This window comes from Vibrio sp. C8, assembly GCF_054051265.1.
Genome location: NZ_JBPAOE010000033.1, coordinates 220093 through 239110, shown reverse-complemented (window position 1 = coordinate 239110; position 19018 = coordinate 220093). Strand labels below are relative to the sequence as shown.

The following is a 19018-nucleotide window of genomic DNA, read 5'->3' as shown; positions in this document are numbered from 1 at the left end:
GCCTAGGGAGTATTTGTGAAACATTGGCTTAAAAAAAGTGCGTGGCTGATTGCCAGCAGCTTATTGATTTCACCTGCAGTATTAGCCAGTGAATTTAGTGCGAGCTTTAAAGGCACTGATATTCAAGAGTTCGTCAACATCGTTGGTCGTAACCTTGAAAAAACCATCATTGTTGATCCTTCGGTGCGCGGGAAAATCGATGTACGCAGCTATGACACACTCAATGAAGAACAGTATTACAGCTTCTTTTTAAATGTCCTTGAGGTGTATGGTTTCGCCGTGATCGAAATGGATAACGGTGTCCTTAAAATCGTTAAAGCAAAAGATGCCAAAACATCACCAGTTCCGGTTTTAGGGGATAATGATCGAGCATCTGGCGATAGTGTTGTTACTCAAGTGGTTGCGGTTAAAAACGTATCCGTTCGAGAGCTTTCGCCACTTTTACGTCAACTGATTGATAACGCAGGCGCTGGCAACGTAGTGCATTATGATCCTGCCAATATCATTTTGATTACAGGTCGTGCGGCGGTGGTGAATCGTCTGGCTGAGATAGTGCGCCGTGTTGACCAAGCGGGAGACAAAGACATTGAAGTGGTTGAGCTTAAAAACGCTTCAGCAGCTGAAATGGTTCGTATTGTTGAAGCGTTAAATAAAACCACCGACGCGAAAAACACACCTGAATTTTTGCAGCCTAAGCTGGTGGCTGATGATCGTACCAATTCGATTCTCATTTCTGGCGATCCTAAAGTTCGTCAACGCCTCAGACAATTAATCAAACAGCTTGATGTTGAGATGGCAACCAAAGGCAACAACCGCGTAGTGTATTTGAAATATGCGCAAGCGGAAGAGTTGGTTGATGTTCTGAAAGGTGTATCCGACAACCTACAAGCAAAAGATCAGCAAGGCGCACAGAAAGCGACAAGTTCAAAAAATAACGAAGTGATGATTTCTGCCCATAAAGGAACAAACTCACTCGTTATTACTGCACCGCAAGACATTATGAATGCGATGCTGGATGTGATTGCCCAATTAGATATTCGTCGTGCTCAGGTACTTATTGAAGCCTTGATCGTAGAAATGTCAGAAGGAGACGGTATCAACCTTGGTGTTCAGTGGGGTTCGCTGGAAAGCGGTTCTGTTATTCAATATGGCAACACTGGTGCTTCAATCGGTAATGTAATGGTTGGTATAGAAGAAGCGAAAGACCAAACCACAACGGAATACTATTACGATTCAGCGGGTAACCGTCGTCCTTATGATTCAACAACTTCTGGCGATTACAGCACATTGGCTTCAGCTCTGTCGGGAATTAACGGTGCTGCCGTCAGCATTATGATGGGCGACTGGACGGCTTTACTGAGTGCAGTATCAAGCGATTCCAACTCCAACATTCTGTCATCGCCAAGTATTACTGTGATGGATAACGGTGAAGCATCTTTTATCGTTGGTGAAGAAGTGCCGGTATTAACAGGCTCGACATCGAGCTCAAATAACGAGAACCCATTCCAGACGGTTGATCGTAAAGAAGTGGGTATCAAGCTTAAAGTCGTTCCTCAGATTAACGAAGGGGATTCGGTTCAACTGAAGATTGAGCAAGAGGTCTCTAACGTTTTAGGTGCGAATGGCGCAGTAGACGTACGTTTCGCAAAGCGTCAGTTAAATACGTCTGTAATGGTTCAAGATGGTCAGATGCTGGTTCTGGGTGGTCTGATTGATGAAAGAGCCTTGGAAAGTGAATCCAAAGTGCCATTTCTGGGAGATATTCCAGTACTGGGCTATTTGTTTAAATCAACCAGTACTCAGGTTGAAAAGAAAAACCTGATGGTGTTTATCAAGCCAACCATCATCCGCGATGGTATGGCGGCGGATGGTATTACTCAGCGTAAATACAATTACATCCGTGCCGAGCAGCTATTTAAAGCCGAAGAAGGCTTAAAACTGATGGATAACAATAATATTCCGGTATTGCCTAAATTTGGTGAAGAACGCCGCCATCCAGCGGAAATTCAAGCATTTCTTGATCAAATCAGTTCCGTCCAGATGGAAGCGAAGCAATGACAGAGGTAGTGGCGTCCATTGTTCGACGATTGCCGTTTAGCTTTGCCAACCGCTTCAAGATGGTTTTGGAGTGGAGTCAAACTTCGGCTTCAGTCTATTACGTCGCGCCAGTTTCGATCTCTGCTCTAGCGGAAGTGAAGCGTGTTGTTCGTGGTCATTTTCAGTTAGTCGAACTGAATGCCAGTGAGTTTGAAAGCAAACTCACTCAGGTATATCAACGAGACTCTTCTGAAGCTCGTCAGTTGATGGAAGATATCGGTGCCGACAGTGACGATTTCTTCTCATTGGCGGAAGAGCTTCCTCAAAGTGAAGACTTGCTTGAGTCGGACGATGATGCACCTATCATTAAATTGATTAACGCTATGCTGGGTGAGGCAATCAAAGAAGGCGCATCCGATATTCATATCGAAACGTTTGAAAAATCATTATCGATTCGTTTCCGTGTGGATGGTGTGCTGCGTGAAGTATTGAGTCCGAGCCGTAAATTAGCACCGCTGTTGGTTTCCCGTGTGAAGGTCATGGCGAAACTCGACATTGCCGAAAAACGTGTTCCTCAAGATGGCCGTATTTCCTTACGTATCGGCGGCAGAGCTGTGGATGTTCGTGTTTCGACTATGCCGTCTTCCCACGGAGAACGTGTGGTGATGCGTTTGTTAGATAAGAACGCTACTCGTCTGGATCTGCACAGTTTGGGCATGACACAAACCATCCAAGATAGTTTCCGCAAACTGATTGAAAGGCCGCATGGCATCTTGCTGGTTACAGGTCCTACTGGCTCTGGTAAATCGACAACCTTGTATGCAGGCTTGCATGAGATTAACTCAAATGAGCGCAATATCCTTACCGTAGAAGATCCGATTGAATTCGATATTGACGGCATAGGCCAGACACAGGTAAACCCTAGAGTCGATATGACCTTTGCTCGTGGTTTGCGGGCGATTTTACGACAAGATCCCGATGTTGTGATGGTCGGAGAAATTCGTGACTTAGAAACAGCTCAAATCACTGTTCAAGCCTCGTTAACTGGTCACTTAGTGATGTCCACGCTGCATACCAATACCGCAATCGGTGCTGTTACGCGCTTACGTGATATGGGTATTGAGCCTTTCTTACTCTCTTCTTCGTTGCTGGGCGTACTTGCACAGCGTTTAGTGCGTACACTGTGCCCTGACTGTAAGCAAGCCTATGAAGCGGATGAGTCACAGAAAAAGCTGTGTGGTGTGAAGAAAAAGTCTCAACTGACACTCTATCGAGCCACTGGCTGCCCACATTGTAATTACAAGGGATATCGTGGAAGAACCGGCATTCACGAGCTGTTGCTGGTGGATGACAAAGTGCAGGCACTAATACACGACGAGGTCGGCGAACAAGCGATAGAAAAACACATTCGCGATTACACACCAAGTATTCGTCAAGATGGTTTGGATAAAGTGATTCAAGGCATCACATCACTGGAAGAAGTGATGAGAGTGACCAAGGAGTCATAATGGCGGCGTTTGAATATAAAGCTCTTGATGAGAAAGGGAGAAACAAAGCCGGAGTCATTGAAGGCGACAGTGCTCGTCAGGTTCGCCAACGTCTGAAAGAACAGAACTTAGTACCGGTTGAAGTGGTTGAAACCAAAGTAAAATCACAGCGTGCACGCGCCTCTTCTTTCAGCTTTAAAAAAGGGATAAGCACTGCCGATTTAGCGCTGATTACCCGTCAGCTTTCAACTCTGGTTCAGTCTGGAATGCCATTGGCTGACTGTTTGATGGCTGTGTCGGAGCAAGCAGAAAAACCGCATATTCGAAACATGCTTTTGGCTGTTCGCTCAAAAGTGACCGAAGGCCATACACTGGCAGACAGTTTCAACGACTATCCTCACGTGTTTGATGATCTGTTCCGCTCTATGGTTGCAGCCGGAGAAAAATCAGGTCATTTAGATTCAGTTCTAGAACGTTTGGCGGACTACGCTGAAAACCGCCAAAAATTGCAGTCGAAACTTCTGCAAGCCATGATTTATCCAGTTGTGTTGGTTGTGTTCGCGGTAGGTATTGTTGCCTTCCTTTTAGCGTCGGTAGTACCGAAAATTGTCGGCCAATTTGTGCAGATGAATCAACAATTGCCAGCGTCGACTCAGTTTTTGCTCTCAGCGAGCGAGTTCGTCCAAAACTGGGGGCTAGCGGTACTGTTCGGTGGCATTGCGATCTTCTCTCTGTGCAAGTGGATGCTGCGTAAGCCGGATGTACGCATGGCCTGGGACAAAAAACAGATGCATTGGCCAGTGATTGGCAAGATTGTACGAGGTTTAAATGCGTCCCGATTTTCTCGCACCCTGTCGATATGCGCTTCCAGTGCCATTCCTATTTTAGATGGTATGAGAATCGCGGTGGATGTGATGCCAAACCACTACGCTAAGCAGCAGGTCACTATTGCGGCAGACAAGGTTCGAGAAGGTATTAGCCTTAGAAGGGCACTAACGGAAAGCAAACTTTTTCCGCCAATGATGCTGCATATGATTGCCAGTGGTGAACAAAGTGGTGAATTGGAGAGCATGCTGACTCGGGCTGCCGATAACCAAGATGCCAATTTCGAATCAACGGTGAACATTGCATTAGGCATATTTACACCAGCGCTGATTGCGGTGATGGCAGGGATGGTGTTGTTTATCGTTATGGCGACATTAATGCCTATCCTAGAAATGAACAATTTAATGACGAGATAACACTTTCTTGGCTTTTGATCAGTAGCTGAGTGTTATTTTTAGCAAATATAAGAAATACAAATTTGCGAAACGGAGCAGAAATGAAAAAACGTAATAAAACGCAGGCTGGTTTTACTCTTTTAGAAATCATGGTTGTTATTGTGATCTTGGGTATTTTGGCAAGCCTCGTGGTCCCCAACTTAATGGGCAATAAAGAAAAAGCAGATCAGCAAAAAGCTGTTACGGATATTGTTGCATTAGAGAATGCTCTGGATATGTATAAGCTCGACAACAGTGTTTATCCAACTACAGATCAAGGTTTAGAGGCGTTGGTAACCAAACCATCTAGCCCTGAACCTCGTAACTATCGCGATGGTGGCTATATTCGTCGTTTACCAAAAGACGCTTGGGGTAACGACTACCAATATTTAAGCCCAGGTGACAACGGTGCTATTGATATTTTCTCTCTAGGTGCCGACGGTCAGGAAGGCGGAGAAGGCGCAAACGCCGATATTGGTAACTGGAATATTCAGGATTTTCAATAACACCGATAACTAAGGACAGGGGGCGGTAGCCCCCGCTTTTCTTTCATGAAGCAATCTCGCGGCTTTACATTACTGGAAATACTGTTGGTGCTAGTGCTGATATCGGTCAGTACGGTTGCCGTTATTGCCACATTTCCTATTTCGCAGAAAGATGAAGCCAAGCTGGCAGCGCAGAGCCTGTTTCAGCGAATTCAGCTTATTAATGAAGAAGCTATTTTAAGCGGACGCGATTTTGGTCTGAGAGTCGATGAGCTAAACCGTGCTTTTCTCTTTGTTGAGTTATCTGAGGATGGCTGGAATACGCTGGAAAAACGTCAGTTTGGTTCCGAATTAAACCTCCCTTCTGAACTAGTGATTGATTTCCAGTTGGGTGGTAATGCTTGGGTCAACGATGAGCGAATGTTTGACCCAGAACCTTTGTTTGATCAAGAGATGTTTGCTGAGAAAAAGCAGCTACTACCGCCGCAAATCTTCATTTTATCGAGTGGTGAAGTGACGCCATTTGTTGTGAGTATTCATCCAAAGCAGTCACCTATGGAGAGCTGGCGTCTTGTCGTTGAAGAAAATGGGCAAATATGTTTATTTGCACCGGGAGAGCAAGATGAAAAAGCATAAAGGCTTTACTTTGCTTGAGGTGTTAGTTGCGTTAGCCATTTTTGCTACCGCGGCGGTCAGTGTTATACGAGCGGTGAGTCAACACATTAATACGGTTCAATATCTGGAAGAAAAAACGTTTGCTTCAATGGTGATAGACAATCAAATGGCGTTAGTGATGCTGGCTCCAAACGAACTGCGAGCAAAAAAAGGCACAGAGTCACTGGCTGGACGTACTTGGCATTGGAAAGTCACTCCTATCGATACTTCCAGCGGTTACTTACGAGCTTTTGATATCAGTGTATCGGCAGAAGAGACCGCAAGCTCTATAACCACGGTGAGAAGTTATGTCGCGAAGTAGAAGAATGCGAAATAACGGTTTTACGCTGATTGAAGTGTTGGTGGCTATCGCTATTTTTGCCAGTTTGAGTGTCGGTGCTTACCAGGTTTTAAATCAGGTTCAACGCAGCAATGAGCTTTCACAACAGCGAACAACACGGCTGAATGAAATCAATCGAGCTGTTGTGCTTATGGATGCAGATTTTCGCCAAATTGCGGCGCGTCAATTTCGTACTCAAGGTGATGAACCAAGTGACCAGTTTTTAATTTGGCAAGATGCCCTATTGGGGTCGGATCAAAAGGGAATCATATTTACCCGTTTAGGTTGGAGTAACCCACAGCAACAGTTTCCTCGTGGTGAAGTAGCTAAAGTTGCTTACCGAGTCAGAGACGGAGTTTTGGAAAAAATTTGGTGGCGTTATCCGGATTCGCCAGTAGGACAAGAAGGTATTGTTACGCCAATACTGACCCAAGTAGATAGCTGGAGCATGCGTTTCTATTACGGCGGTAAATGGAGCGACAATTGGGAGCAGAAAATGGTGTTGCCGAATGCCATCGCAGTGAAATTGACATTAAAAGATTACGATGAGATTGAGCGTATCTATTTAGTGGCTGGAGGCGTTGTGCTAGGGGGCGAAGATGCTTCGTAACGGTATGCCGCAAGCCCATGCACCACAAACCCATGCACAGCAAAATCGAGCGCACCGAGGTTCATCTAAATATCGTCGCTCTCAACACGGTGTTGCACTGATTGTTGTATTGCTACTGCTGGTTATTATGGTTTCTATTGCGGCAACCATGTCTGAGAGATTGTTTACGCAGTTTCAACGCGCTAGCCATCAAGTGAATTACCAGCAAGCCTACTGGTATAGTGTAGGCGCTGAAGGTTTGGCGACTGTCGCGATTGAACAAAGTTACAAGGATAGCGATACGATTAACTTGAGTCAGGTATGGGCGTTAGAAGAGCAAACTTATCCGTTGGATTATGGTCAGTTGCGCGGGCGCATTTACGATAAACAAGCCTGCTTCAATCTCAATGTGTTGGGTTCGATTGAGTCCAGCTCAGGTGCCAACACTAAGCCCTATCCGCTGCGTGTTTGGCAGACACTGCTAGAGACGCTAGAGGTGGATAATTATTCGGCGGAAGTGATCGCAGATTCCACAAGGGAGTTCATTGACAGCGATAACCGAGTACAAACCACTTACGGTGCAGAAGACAGCTACTATGAGTCAATGTCACCAGCTTACATGAGTGCCAACAGCTTGATTGCCGATAGCAGCGAGTTACGTGCTATTCAACAAGTCAGTGGCGATGTGATGCTGAAAGTTGTTCCTTATGTGTGCGCATTACCCAGTGATAACTGGCGATTAAATGTGAATACATTGGCTCCTGAACATGCTCAGTTATTAACGGCGATGTTCAGCCCGAATTTATCTGAATCGAATGCGGAAGCGGTGCTGAAAAATCGTCCTTTTGATGGATGGGCGAGTGTTGATGCATTTTTAGCTGAGGCTCAAATCGCCGCAACAGGCGATAGCATTATCGATCAGGCTAAAGGTTATTTGACTGTCGATAGTCAGTATTTTGAATTAGATGTACAAGTGTTAGTGGATGAGGCGCGCGTGAGACTTCGCAGCCTGTTTTTTAGTGATAATCGAGAAACTGCAACGGTGGTTCGCCGTCGCTTTGGAGGGATCAGTGAGCGAGTTTCTGACCGTTCGACTGAGTAGTCAAAAAGAAGCCATTATCCCTTGGTTGGTGTGGTCTTCAGTACAGCAAGAAGTGATTGCGAGCGGAGAAATTTCAGGTTGGGAACAACTTGAACAACTGAGTTCATACGCTGAACAGCGTTCAATCATTGTCTTGATGTCGGCCAGTGATGTGGTTTTGAGCCGAGTGGAAATTCCCGCTGGTGCAAATCGCAAAATTGAATCCATGCTGCCTTATCTGATTGAAGATGAAGTGGCTCAAGATGTTGACGATATGCACTTTAGTATCCTGAAAAAGACAGGAAATATTGTCGAAGTGGCTGGTATTGACCGCGATTTCTTACAATCTTGCATTGATGAACTTGCTTCGTTGGGCATGACAGTGAAACGCGTGATTCCTGATGTACTTACTGTGCCTGTCCAGCAAGGGTTAGCGGCAGTTCAGTTGGGAAAAGAGTGGCTGATCCGCAAAGGTGACTCTCAGGGGATTTGCGTTGATAGCGAGTGGCTGGAGTTATTTAGTCAATCTGACTGGATCAAAGAGGGCGACAACTTTTTACCTTTAACTGCTTATACCCCTCTACCAGAACTCAGCTTAGCTGATGGTCAAGATTGGCATTTCACACCTTCGCCATTAGTCATGCAACTGCTGACTGAACAGGCTCTGCAAAGCAAAGTGAATATGTTAACCGGCAGCTTCAGAGTGAAATCTTCCTCTATGAAGTATTGGCGCATTTGGCGGAAAGCGGCGTACGCTGCGCTTGTATTCCTTACTGTGCTTATTGGCTATAAGCTTTTAGAAACTCACCGCCTTGAGCAACAAGTTCAGGCCTATCGTGCGGAAAGTGAACGCATATTCCGTGTTGTGTTTCCTGAACGAGAGAAAATCCCTACGGTGAGCTATTTGAAGCGCCTTATGAATGATGAGCTGAATGCTCTGCAAGGTGGAAGCGCTCAGGGGGCTGTTTTGCAATGGTTGACACCACTGCCAGCAACGCTGAGAAGTATTCAAGGCATGGAACTGCAAAGTATTAAGTTTGATAGCAATCGAGGTGAAGTACGCTTAGAAAGCACAAGCAAGGACTTCCAAAGCTTTGAGCAGGCGAGATTGAAGCTTGCTGAGCAGTTTGTTGTAGAACAAGGTCAAGTGAACAAAAATGGCGATGTGGTTGCGGGTTCATTTGTGTTGAAGCAGAAGTAGGTGTTGGCAATGAGTGAGCAAATAGCGAATAAAGTAATAGCGCCACTTCAACACTGGTGGCAAAGCATTAATCAGCGTGAAAAAGTGATGGTATCGATCTGTGCAGTCTTAGTGTTGGTCGCCATTGTTTTTTGGGGAGTACTGCAGCCGCTCAACGAGCGAAGCGTACAAGCCCAAAACCGAATCCAAACTGAGAAGCAACTGCTGACTTGGGTTACTGACAGTGCAGATAAAATAACGGCTTTGCGTAAACAAGGTGGTGTGGTGCGAACCTCTACGCCGCTGAACCAAGTGATCACAACCTCGACTCGTCAATTTAAGATTGAACTAATTCGCATGCAACCTCGAGGAGAGATGATGCAGGTGTGGATACAACCTGTTCCGTTTTCTCAGTTGGTTGCTTGGGTTGCTTACCTTAAAGAGCAGCAAGGTGTGGATGTGGACTTTATGGATATCAAACGCGGCAAACAAGCCGGAGTGGTTGAAGTGCAACGCTTACAGTTAAAACGAGGCGGTTAAGTTGAAAAAAGTTGTTGGCTACGGGATGGTGTTTGTTACGGTATTCGTCACCAGTGCTTTGGTTCACCTTCCTGCACAGTTTGTGTTTAAGAACCTACCATTACCTTCGCAATTGCAGGTAACTGGAGTTCAAGGTTCTATCTGGCAAGGTCGAGCGGAGCAAATCCGCTGGCAGAATCGCAACTTTGGTGAGGTGAGTTGGCAGTTTAAACCTTCGGCTTTGCTTGGGGCAAAAGCTGAAGCGGAGGTCCGCTTTGGTCGCGGCAGTGAACTGAGCTTACGTGGCAAAGGTACGATTGGTTATGGTTTAACGGGTTTTTATGCTGAGAATACTCTGGTTTCAATTCCTGCGGATGTGGCTCTTCAACAAATGCCGATCGCTGTCCCTATTGTCGCTCAAGGCCAATTGGAACTGTCGATCAAAGAGTACCTTTATCAAGCGCCATTTTGTTCAACTGCTCAGGGCACAATCGCGTGGAGTTCCGCAAATGTCGAGTCGCCATTAGGCTCGTTACAGTTGGCACAAGTGATTGCGGATTTAGAGTGCAGCGGGAATACGTTAAAGCTCAAGGGCAGCCAAGAGAGTGCTCAAGTGAGCAGCCAATTTTCCGCTCAGTTGAATCCTGACCGAACTTATCAGGCTGATAGCTGGTTTAAGGTGGGAGCAGAATTTCCTCAGCAGTTAGCACAGCAACTCAAATGGTTGCCTAAGCCTGACGCACAAGGTCGATATGCGTTTAAGCGTCAAGGTCGCTTATAGCTACCCTAAAATGTGTTGTGGCAAATGTGCAAAAAGCGAGAACTGGGTTCTCGCCTTTTTAACTTCAAACTCGCTTGATTAGCATTTCAATATTTTATCCCAAGGAAGGTCCGCATCGCCTAACACGATGAAGTTCGGATTCTCCAAGGTTTCTCTCTCATTGTATGAAAGCGGCTCTAGGTTGGTATTCAAAATACGTCCGCCAGCTTCTTCGACAATACATTGTGTCGCAGCGGTATCCCACTCACCGGTTGGCCCCAAGCGTAAATAGCAGTCCACCGCACCTTCCGCCACTAAGCACGCTTTTAGCGCAGCAGAACCTAAAGGCACTAAATCATAGTTCCAAGCACTGCTGAGTTTGCTGGTAATACGGTTGATGTCCTGACGACGACTGATAGCAATCGCAATCGACTGGTTAGGCAGTTCATGGGTATGAGTACGGATGCGCAGACTCTCCGACATATCAGGGATTTTCCAAGCCCCTTTGCCAGCATAAGCGTAATAAGTCACGCCTGAAACCGGGCCATAGACCACGCCCATCACGGGTTTGTTGTGTTCTACCAAAGCAATAATCGTAGCGAAATCACCGCTGCGAGCGATGAACTCTTGAGTACCATCTAAGGGGTCCACCAACCAGTATCTCTGCCAAGTCTCACGGGTTTGCAAACTGATGTCTGCGTCTTCTTCAGAGAGAACTGGAATATCCGGTGTTAACTCTTTCAAACGTTCCATCACCAGTTTGTGTGCAGCGAGGTCTGCACTGGTGACAGGGGTTTCGTCTTTCTTCGTAAACGCTTGGTAAGATTTTTTTTCGTAGATATCGAGGATCAGTTGACCAGCAGAGCGAGCAATTTCGATGACGTCTGGTAATAGATGAGAGAGATCTTTGGCTGTTGGCATAATCTTTCCTATAACTCTGGCGGTAATTATTGTAAGTAGCGCAGAGTAAGCATCAGGGCGGTGATACTGCGAGCTTCACAGAAATCTAAATGAGTAAGCAGCTCTTCAGCTTGGGCTAAAGGCCAGCGAACCACTTGCAGAGGCTCGGGTTCATCACCTTCCAATTGTTCAGAGTATAGATCTTGTGCAATAAAGAGCGTCATTTTGCTCGAAAAATAAGAGGGAGCCAGTACCACTTCTTTTAGCGCGCTAAGTTTGTGTGCGCCGACGCCAACTTCTTCTTTCAATTCACGGTTTGCTGCAGCTTCGGCAGTTTCTCCCGGATCAATCAAACCTTTTGGAAAGCCTAATTCATAGCGCTCCGTTCCGGCACAGTATTCGCGGACTAATAGCAGGTCACCTTGCTCGGTTACAGGAACCATCATCACGGCATTACGGCCGCTGGGCTTCATTCGTTCGTAAGTGCGTTGCTCTCCATTTGAAAAACGAAGATCGAGTGCTTCGATAGAAAATAGCTTTGACTTAGCCACTACGTTCTTGGCGAGAATCTCCGGTAATTTGGATGACATTCACTTACTCCTCCACTGCATTAGTTTTCTTACTATATGAGAAAATCTCTCAACTTAAAATATCACTTTCATCGGTAATACAAATAAAAAAAGCTGATGCTTGTTGGCATCAGCTTTTCTGTCGTGACTCATTAGTAGTATGAGTGATCACCACGGTCATGCTCTGTTGCATCGCGAACTGCAGTAAGTTCACCTTCAAACTGAGCCAGTAGCTCTTTCTCAATGCCTTCTTTCAAAGTGACATCAACCATTGAACAACCGTTACAGCCACCACCAAAGGCAACAATTGCAACGCCTTCATCTGTGATTTCAACTAGGCTAACGTGGCCGCCGTGACCTGCAAGTTGTGGGTTTACTTGAGTTTGGATAGCGTATTCAACACGCTCAATCAGACTTGCATCGTCAGACACTTTACGCATTTTCGCGTTTGGTGCTTTAAGCGTTAGCTGTGATCCCATTTTGTCGGTAACAAAATCAATCAGCGCATCTTCAAGGAAAGGTAGGCTTAGCTCGTCAACATAGGCAGAGAAGTCGCTAAATGGAATCTCAGTATCAGTCGCTTCAACCGCTTCTGGTGGGCAGTAAGAAACGCCACATTCAGCGTTTTGTGTTCCTGGGTTTACGACAAAAACACGAATGTTTGTGCCTTCAGGTTGCTGAGAAAGCAGTTTTGCAAAGTGAGACTGAGCTGATTCAGTGATAGTTATAGTGTTAATATTTGACACGACGAATACCTGAGTGCATTTGTAGGTTATTTGGTCACCATTCTACTCCAGTGATTGGAAGAATCCAGCCCTTTTGATTTCAAGCGAAGGCTTTACGTATGATCTTCTGGTTCTGGAGTGCGGCATATGCAGTAAATATCAATCCTTTCGACGCCTACTTCAAGTAGCAGTCGACATAAATGCTGCACAGTACTCCCTGTGGTGACAACATCGTCTACGATGGCAACATGAAAACTGTTGGGGGGAGTACTGAGACGAAAAGCTTTGGCTAAATTGCGTTTGCGTTGAGCCTTACTTAGTCCTTGTTGTGCTTTGGTGTTGAGTTCTCGGCAAAATAGCTTCGTTTGATGTTTAACACCCAGATATGCTGCCAAGTGTTTAGCAATCAGATCACTTTGATTAAACCCTCTGTGCAGATATCGCTGCCAATGCAGGGGGACACTGGTTATCACGGGAGCTGGAGTCTCAATACATTCTGAGAGACGTTTCGCGAGCGGTTTCGCTTGCCAGAACTGACGCTGATATTTGAGCTGGTGGATACTATTGCTTAACGGGAACTGATAATCACCGATACAATACAATTTGTGCCAAGGCGGTGGTTTTGAAAGGCATTGACCACACATGTCTACGGGTGTCAGCGTCGCTAAACCGCAACGTTGGCAGCGAGGTGTCGAGGCATACCAAACCTCACAGGCAGAACAGACACCGTAAGGATCTTCGTTATTTAATGGCAACTTACAAATGGGGCATTGCGGGGATAGCCAATGGGCGGTATTACTCTTGAATTTCAACAGCGTAGCTTTTGGGAACCAATCGGATAACATGCTTTTTGCCTAAAAAAAGAAGGGATAAATACCTTGTGCCTTCTGTAAAATGGATTGAATGAATAAAGTAGGAGTGAGTGTGACTATGACTTCAGAGTTGTATTGGCAAGTCAGTGGTAGTGGGCCAGACATCGTATTGGTGCATGGCTGGGGAATGAATGGCGCAGTTTGGCAACAAACAGTAGATATTCTTGAGACTCAGTTTCGTGTTCACGTTGTCGATCTACCGGGATATGGTCACAGTGCAAATTGTCATGCTGAAAACCTTGAAGAGATCGCTCAGGCTCTGATGGTTCAGGCACCTAAAAGTGCGATTTGGATCGGTTGGTCACTTGGTGGACTCGTCGCCACCCATATGGCGTTACATCATAGCGATTACGTTAGCAAGCTGGTGACCGTTGCCTCTTCACCAAAGTTTGCAGCAGACAAACCATGGCGTGGCATTCAACCCAATGTGCTTGCGGCATTTACGGATCAGTTGGTTGAAGATTTCCAACTCACCATTGAGCGCTTTATGGCTTTGCAGGCAATGGGTAGCCCTTCCGCAAGACAAGATGTGAAAACCTTAAAGCAAGCTGTTTTGTCACGTCCAACACCGAATCCTAAAGCTCTGTTGGCTGGGCTGAAAATGCTGGCTGATGTCGATTTTCGTGAACAACTGCCTCATATTTCTGTTCCTATGCTGCGCTTATACGGGCGTTTAGATGGTCTTGTACCGATTAAAGTCGCGCAAGATTTGCAGCAAGTTGTGCCACACAGTGAGCAGTACATTTTCACCGAATCTTCCCACGCACCATTTATGACCGAGCTGGATGCTTTCTGTCAGCAGTTGATCACATTTGCCCGTAGTTAATAGTTAAAAAGAAGCTAGCTATCTGATATGAATATGTTTTCTTTTTGTGCTAAATATTTACACAGATTGGTCGATAAATAAGCTAACCCGATGAGGCAAAGGAAAACTCTGTTTTATAGGGCTGGGCGATACTGAGGAGGTTTCGGCTATGATTGTGTCACCGACTAACGTTAGTGTGCCACTTATCGCCCCATCAGTGAACGTTCAGACTGAACAGGTTGCACGAGACAATAAAGTTCGAGAGCCTGTGATGCCGACCGTTGAGCTGGTTAAAACCAACTCGGAACGTAATGTAAGAGCTGATGATAAAAGGCGAAAGCGGGCGTCATGGGATCCGTCAGAACATCCAGATTATGATGTGGTGACTGAACATGAAGCACAATCCTCTTATCAAGAAGAGCGACACAGCGAACTAGATAGGCTATTTGAGCTGTTAGCACTCGCCACATATAGTGAAGAGCAGGGTAAAGGCTATGCAATGCGGTTTCGTTTACCGAAACGTGTCATTGATGATGCGGTAACTGCTGGAAAAATGGCTCGAAGGCGTACTGTAATTAAGTACCACTATGGTCACGCTGTAGCGCCAAATGTTCCGTCAGAAGTGATTGCGATATTATGAATATCGTCATTTCTCAGCAGGCAAAGTAAAATCCCCATAGCAAATGCGATGGGGGTTTTTATTTGTAGCGCTAAATTCTGTTGTTTCGAATTTTGCTATAGGTTCGCCTTGGAGTATTAGCGTTTTGCTTTAGCAAATGCGTCCGCAAAGGCACTGTTGAAGCCGCCACTTTGAGATTCATTGCGACCACGAGCAGATCCATTCCCTTGGGAAGAACGGTTGTTTCCACGTGGTTGATTGCCTCTAGGTTGATCGCTCCTTGGTTGAGCGTTGTCAGAACGTGCTGTACGGCTGTCTTGCCCCGGCTCATCATTAAGGCGCATAGAAAGCGCGATACGTTTACGCTGGACATCTACTTCCATCACTTTGACTTTAACGATGTCCCCAGCTTTCACCACTTCTCGAGGATCGGACACATAACGATCGGTCAGCGCAGAGATATGTACCAAACCATCTTGGTGAACACCAATATCTACAAAGGCGCCAAAGTTCGCAACGTTAGAAACGACGCCTTCAAGCACCATACCCGGCTCAAGATCAGAAACTTCGGTAACACCAGCGGCAAAGGTGGCTGTTTTAAACTCAGGACGAGGGTCTCGACCCGGCTTATCAAGCTCTTTAATGATGTCGCTAACGGTTGGCACACCAAAGTTTTCATCGGTGTAATCCACGGCACGTAAATGACTGAGGAAATCACTGTTACCAATCAAAGTTTTAATGTCTTGCTTGTTTTTCTCAGCAATGTTTTTCACCACAGGATAGGCTTCAGGGTGAACAGCTGATGCATCCAGTGGGTTCTTGCCATTCATAATGCGCAGGAAGCCTGCACACTGCTCAAAAGCTTTAGGCCCTAAACGAGCAACCTTCTTAAGATCAGTACGAGCATTGAAACGACCATTTTCGTCACGGTAGTCAACAATGTTCTGCGCTAGTACAGTTGAAAGGCCGGCAACACGAGTTAACAGCGCTGGAGATGCGGTATTCACATCAACGCCGACGGCGTTTACACAGTCTTCTACAACCGCATCCAGACGTTTTGCCAACAGAGATTGACTCACATCGTGTTGATATTGACCCACACCGATTGATTTCGGGTCAATTTTCACTAATTCAGCCAGAGGGTCTTGTAGACGACGAGCAATCGATACTGCACCACGCAAAGACACATCCATATTCGGAAATTCTTTTGCTGCCAACTCAGATGCAGAATAAACCGAAGCTCCCGCTTCGCTAACCATGATTTTTTGCACTTTCAGACCATCTCGTTTGATCATCTCAGCGGCAAAGGCATCGGTTTCACGAGAAGCGGTACCGTTACCAATGGCAATCAAATCTACATTATGCTTTTTGACTAATGCCGATACAGTCTGCATTGCGCGGTCATATTGGTTTTGTGGTTGATGCGGATAAATCGTGTCGGTAGCAAGCACTTTACCGGTTGAATCAACCACTGCCACTTTACAACCGGTACGCAAACCTGGGTCTAAACCTAACGTAGCACGAGGACCAGCAGGTGCCGCCATAAGTAGGTCTTTCAGGTTAGTTGCGAAGACGTTGATGGCTTCGATTTCAGCACGTTCTTTCATCGTGCCCATTAGTTCGGTTTCCATATGCATAGAAACCTTGATACGCCATGCCCAGCTAATGACTTGTTTGCGCCAAGCGTCTGCTGGTGCTTGGCTCAAATGAATACCGTAATGTTCAGTAATAATGGTTTCACAGTGAGACTGACGAGCGGTTTCCTCAAGCTCAGGGTCGGCATTTAGAGTCAGGGTTAAGAAACCTTCGTTGCGTCCCCGAAGCATTGCCAATGCTCGGTGAGACGGTACTTTGCTCACCGGTTCTTGATGTTCAAAGTAATCTTTGAATTTTTCACCTTGTTGCTCTTTACCTGCGACGACACGAGAAACCAGTTCGGCATTACGAGTCAGATGACGGCGGATTTTCTCGAGCAAGTCTGCATCTTCAGCAATGCGTTCCATGATGATCGCGCGAGCACCGTCCAGAGCGGCTTTGGTGTCTTCGATACCTTTGTCTATGGCAATATAGAGCGCAGCTTCAGATTCTGGGTCTGTTTGTGGTTCATTCCAAAGCTTGTCTGCTAATGGTTCTAACCCTGCTTCGATCGCTATCTGACCTTTGGTTCGACGTTTTGGTTTGTATGGCAGATATAGGTCTTCAAGGCGGGTTTTACTGTCAGTTTCAGAAATGGCTTTCTCTAATTCAGGTGTCAGTTTGCCCTGTTCCTGAATCGATTTCAGAATGGTTTGACGGCGGTCTTCAAGTTCACGCAAATAAGACAGTCGGCTATCCAGTGTACGCAGTTGGGTATCATCCAGACCACCAGTCACTTCCTTACGGTAACGAGCGATAAAAGGAACTGTGTTGCCATCATCAATTAGGTTGACGGCGGCGATGACTTGCTCTGAGCGAACGTTTAGTTCATTGGCAATCAATTTGCAGATAGCTTGGCTCATCCGTAGATCTCTTTAATTCATTGGTACTAATAGGGCTATATGGGGATGTGAAGCAGACATTTCCAGTCTGAGTCATACACAGCTTCACTCTTTTCAGGCATTACGCTTCGTAGCGGATAGCGTTGACGAACCACTCTTTCGGTCCTTCAGGTGTGTGAACAACAAACTCATCGTCCACCTCTTTTTTCAGCAGTGCGCGAGCCATGGGCGAATCAATGGAAATATAGCCTTTTGCACCGCCGTAGATTTCATCAGGGCCGACTATGCGAAAAGCTTTTGAATCGCCATTCTCGTTTTCAATCTCTACCCAAGCGCCAAAGAACACTTTGCCTTCCTGTTGAGGTGAGTAGTCTACTACTTTTACCTGCTCTAAACGCTTGCGAAGGTAACGAACACGGCGGTCTATTTCACGTAATCGTTTCTTGTTGTACTGGTAGTCAGCATTCTCGCTGCGGTCACCTAGGCTGGCTGCCCAAGTCACTTTTTTTGTTACTTCAGGGCGTTCTTCGCGCCATAATGTATCCAGTTCTTTTTTTAGACGATCAAAGCCTTCACGTGTAATAAGGTTTGTCTTCATGTTCCTGACTTATGGTAATTGCAACTGGCTGCTACATTAGCTAAAAAAGAAATAAACGTTAACAATTCTTTGAATTACTTTCGTCAGAACGGTGTTACATTTCACTATCCCAGAAGTGTATGGGGTTGAATAACGAATAGGTAGGGCGTAAATGCAAGAAAACTTTAAAGTCTTAGTGGTCGATGACGATGCACGTCTGCGTGCGCTGTTGGAACGTTACTTATCTGAGCAAGGCTTCCAAGTTAGAAGTGTTGCGAACAGTGAGCAAATGGACCGCCTATTAACTCGTGAAACCTTCCATATCATGGTGCTGGATTTGATGTTGCCTGGGGAAGATGGATTATCTATCTGTCGTCGTCTGCGCAATTCAAACAATATGATTCCAATTCTGATGCTGACAGCGAAAGGCGATGAGATCGATCGTATCGTTGGCTTAGAAATCGGCGCAGATGATTACCTAACCAAGCCTTTTAACCCGCGTGAGCTATTAGCGCGCCTTAAAGCGGTATTGCGTCGTCAGACCATTGAAGCGCCGGGAGCGCCAAGCTCTGAAGAGTCGTTGGTCGAGTTCGGTGAATTCCGCCTGAACCTAGGTACTCGTGAAATGTTCCGAGGCGAAGAGCCAATGCCTTTGACCTCAGGTGAATTCGCCGTACTGAAAGCGCTGGTAATGAATGCGCGTGAGCCGTTATCTCGCGATAAGTTGATGAACATGGCTCGTGGTCGTGAATATTCAGCAATGGAACGCTCAATCGACGTACAAATTTCTCGTTTACGTCGTATGCTGGAAGTTGACCCAAGCAAACCACGCTACATTCAAACAGTGTGGGGCTTAGGTTATGTATTCGTTCCCGACGGTAAACTAAACTAAGCGTAAGTTTAACTTATGTTGTTTTATGCACGCGTCGGCTGACTAAACTCAATGGCGCGTGCTGCTTCTATTCTCTACGCGCGCCTTATCTGTAATTTTCATTGACGGTAAACCTCTGTCTGCAACAATCAGTATGTGACTTCTGGCAATATGTCACCACTGGTCTGTCAAAGCAGTTTGAATAACTCGTC

The 19018-nt window shown here is 46.0% G+C and carries 20 protein-coding genes; 14 read left to right on the top strand and 6 right to left on the bottom strand.

The genetic code is table 11. The features are described 5' to 3' along the window. Positions 1 to 15 precede the first annotated feature (15 nt). From gspD to ACRQQK_RS15320, 11 genes are all read left to right on the top strand, one after another. The gene (gene gspD / locus ACRQQK_RS15370; protein ID WP_457512803.1) at positions 16 to 2058 is read left to right on the top strand and encodes a type II secretion system secretin GspD; all 2043 of its coding nucleotides are present in this window, start codon (positions 16 to 18) and stop codon (positions 2056 to 2058) included. After that, a complete protein-coding gene (gspE, locus tag ACRQQK_RS15365) occupies positions 2055 to 3545 on the top strand; it encodes a type II secretion system ATPase GspE (protein WP_457512801.1) in 1491 nt (496 codons plus the stop codon). The genes gspD and gspE overlap by 4 nt, the downstream gene beginning before the upstream one ends. Beyond that, complete coding sequence (gspF, locus tag ACRQQK_RS15360; protein WP_457512799.1) at positions 3545 to 4765, top strand: type II secretion system inner membrane protein GspF; 1221 nt, start codon at positions 3545 to 3547, stop codon at positions 4763 to 4765. The genes gspE and gspF overlap by 1 nt, the downstream gene beginning before the upstream one ends. An 80-nt stretch (positions 4766 to 4845) precedes the next feature. Next, positions 4846 to 5289: a type II secretion system major pseudopilin GspG gene (gene gspG / locus ACRQQK_RS15355; RefSeq protein ID WP_042484831.1), complete on the top strand. Its 444-nt coding sequence runs from the start codon at positions 4846 to 4848 to the stop codon at positions 5287 to 5289. Between the two features lie 45 nt (positions 5290 to 5334). Then, positions 5335 to 5904, top strand: a complete 570-nt coding sequence (gene gspH / locus ACRQQK_RS15350; RefSeq protein ID WP_457512797.1) for a type II secretion system minor pseudopilin GspH — start codon at positions 5335 to 5337, stop codon at positions 5902 to 5904. Continuing rightward, complete coding sequence (gspI, locus tag ACRQQK_RS15345) at positions 5891 to 6244, top strand: type II secretion system minor pseudopilin GspI (protein ID WP_457512795.1); 354 nt, start codon at positions 5891 to 5893, stop codon at positions 6242 to 6244. The genes gspH and gspI overlap by 14 nt, the downstream gene beginning before the upstream one ends. Further along, complete coding sequence (gspJ, locus tag ACRQQK_RS15340) at positions 6231 to 6872, top strand: type II secretion system minor pseudopilin GspJ (protein WP_457512793.1); 642 nt, start codon at positions 6231 to 6233, stop codon at positions 6870 to 6872. The genes gspI and gspJ overlap by 14 nt, the downstream gene beginning before the upstream one ends. Further along, positions 6862 to 7953 (top strand): type II secretion system minor pseudopilin GspK, encoded by a 1092-nt coding sequence (gene gspK / locus ACRQQK_RS15335; protein WP_457512791.1) that lies wholly within the window; start codon positions 6862 to 6864, stop codon positions 7951 to 7953. The genes gspJ and gspK overlap by 11 nt, the downstream gene beginning before the upstream one ends. Continuing rightward, positions 7922 to 9133: a type II secretion system protein GspL gene (gspL, locus tag ACRQQK_RS15330; RefSeq protein WP_457512789.1), complete on the top strand. Its 1212-nt coding sequence runs from the start codon at positions 7922 to 7924 to the stop codon at positions 9131 to 9133. The genes gspK and gspL overlap by 32 nt, the downstream gene beginning before the upstream one ends. Before the next feature lie 9 nt (positions 9134 to 9142). Next, positions 9143 to 9652: a type II secretion system protein M gene (locus ACRQQK_RS15325; protein WP_457512788.1), complete on the top strand. Its 510-nt coding sequence runs from the start codon at positions 9143 to 9145 to the stop codon at positions 9650 to 9652. A 1-nt stretch (position 9653) separates the two neighbouring features. Beyond that, entirely contained in the window at positions 9654 to 10412 is a 759-nt protein-coding gene (locus tag ACRQQK_RS15320) for a type II secretion system protein N (RefSeq protein ID WP_457512786.1), read from the top strand. Positions 10413 to 10490: 78 nt separating this feature from the next. Here the strand turns inward: ACRQQK_RS15320 and cysQ are convergent, their stop codons facing one another. From cysQ to ACRQQK_RS15300, 4 genes are all read right to left on the bottom strand, one after another. Continuing rightward, entirely contained in the window at positions 10491 to 11312 is an 822-nt protein-coding gene (gene cysQ, locus ACRQQK_RS15315; RefSeq protein WP_457512784.1) for a 3'(2'),5'-bisphosphate nucleotidase CysQ, read from the bottom strand. A 26-nt stretch (positions 11313 to 11338) separates the two neighbouring features. After that, on the bottom strand, positions 11339 to 11881 hold the full coding sequence (nudE, locus tag ACRQQK_RS15310) for an ADP compounds hydrolase NudE (protein WP_457512782.1): 543 nt from the start codon (positions 11879 to 11881) through the stop codon (positions 11339 to 11341). Between the two features lie 131 nt (positions 11882 to 12012). Further along, complete coding sequence (gene nfuA / locus ACRQQK_RS15305) at positions 12013 to 12597, bottom strand: Fe-S biogenesis protein NfuA (RefSeq protein WP_457512845.1); 585 nt, start codon at positions 12595 to 12597, stop codon at positions 12013 to 12015. 101 nt (positions 12598 to 12698) lie between these two features. Beyond that, the gene (locus ACRQQK_RS15300) at positions 12699 to 13430 is read right to left on the bottom strand and encodes a ComF family protein (RefSeq protein WP_457512780.1); all 732 of its coding nucleotides are present in this window, start codon (positions 13428 to 13430) and stop codon (positions 12699 to 12701) included. A gap of 85 nt (positions 13431 to 13515) precedes the next feature. Between ACRQQK_RS15300 and bioH the strand changes: the two genes are divergently transcribed. Next, positions 13516 to 14283, top strand: coding sequence for a pimeloyl-ACP methyl ester esterase BioH (gene bioH, locus ACRQQK_RS15295; protein WP_457512843.1), 768 nt, complete (start codon positions 13516 to 13518; stop codon positions 14281 to 14283). Between the two features lie 148 nt (positions 14284 to 14431). Further along, positions 14432 to 14902 (top strand): ATP-dependent Lon protease, encoded by a 471-nt coding sequence (locus tag ACRQQK_RS15290; protein ID WP_457512778.1) that lies wholly within the window; start codon positions 14432 to 14434, stop codon positions 14900 to 14902. A gap of 116 nt (positions 14903 to 15018) precedes the next feature. Here ACRQQK_RS15290 and ACRQQK_RS15285 read toward each other — a convergent pair whose 3' ends face one another. Both ACRQQK_RS15285 and greB read right to left on the bottom strand, forming a co-directional pair. Further along, a complete protein-coding gene (locus ACRQQK_RS15285) occupies positions 15019 to 17379 on the bottom strand; it encodes a Tex family protein (protein ID WP_457512776.1) in 2361 nt (786 codons plus the stop codon). A 100-nt stretch (positions 17380 to 17479) separates the two neighbouring features. Next, positions 17480 to 17956 carry a transcription elongation factor GreB gene (gene greB, locus ACRQQK_RS15280; protein ID WP_457512774.1) on the bottom strand — a complete coding sequence of 159 codons (477 nt, stop codon included), beginning with the start codon at positions 17954 to 17956 and terminating at the stop codon, positions 17480 to 17482. A 151-nt stretch (positions 17957 to 18107) separates the two neighbouring features. Between greB and ompR the strand changes: the two genes are divergently transcribed. Next, positions 18108 to 18827 (top strand): osmolarity response regulator transcription factor OmpR, encoded by a 720-nt coding sequence (gene ompR / locus ACRQQK_RS15275; RefSeq protein ID WP_042484867.1) that lies wholly within the window; start codon positions 18108 to 18110, stop codon positions 18825 to 18827. Positions 18828 to 19018: the final 191 nt, after the last annotated feature.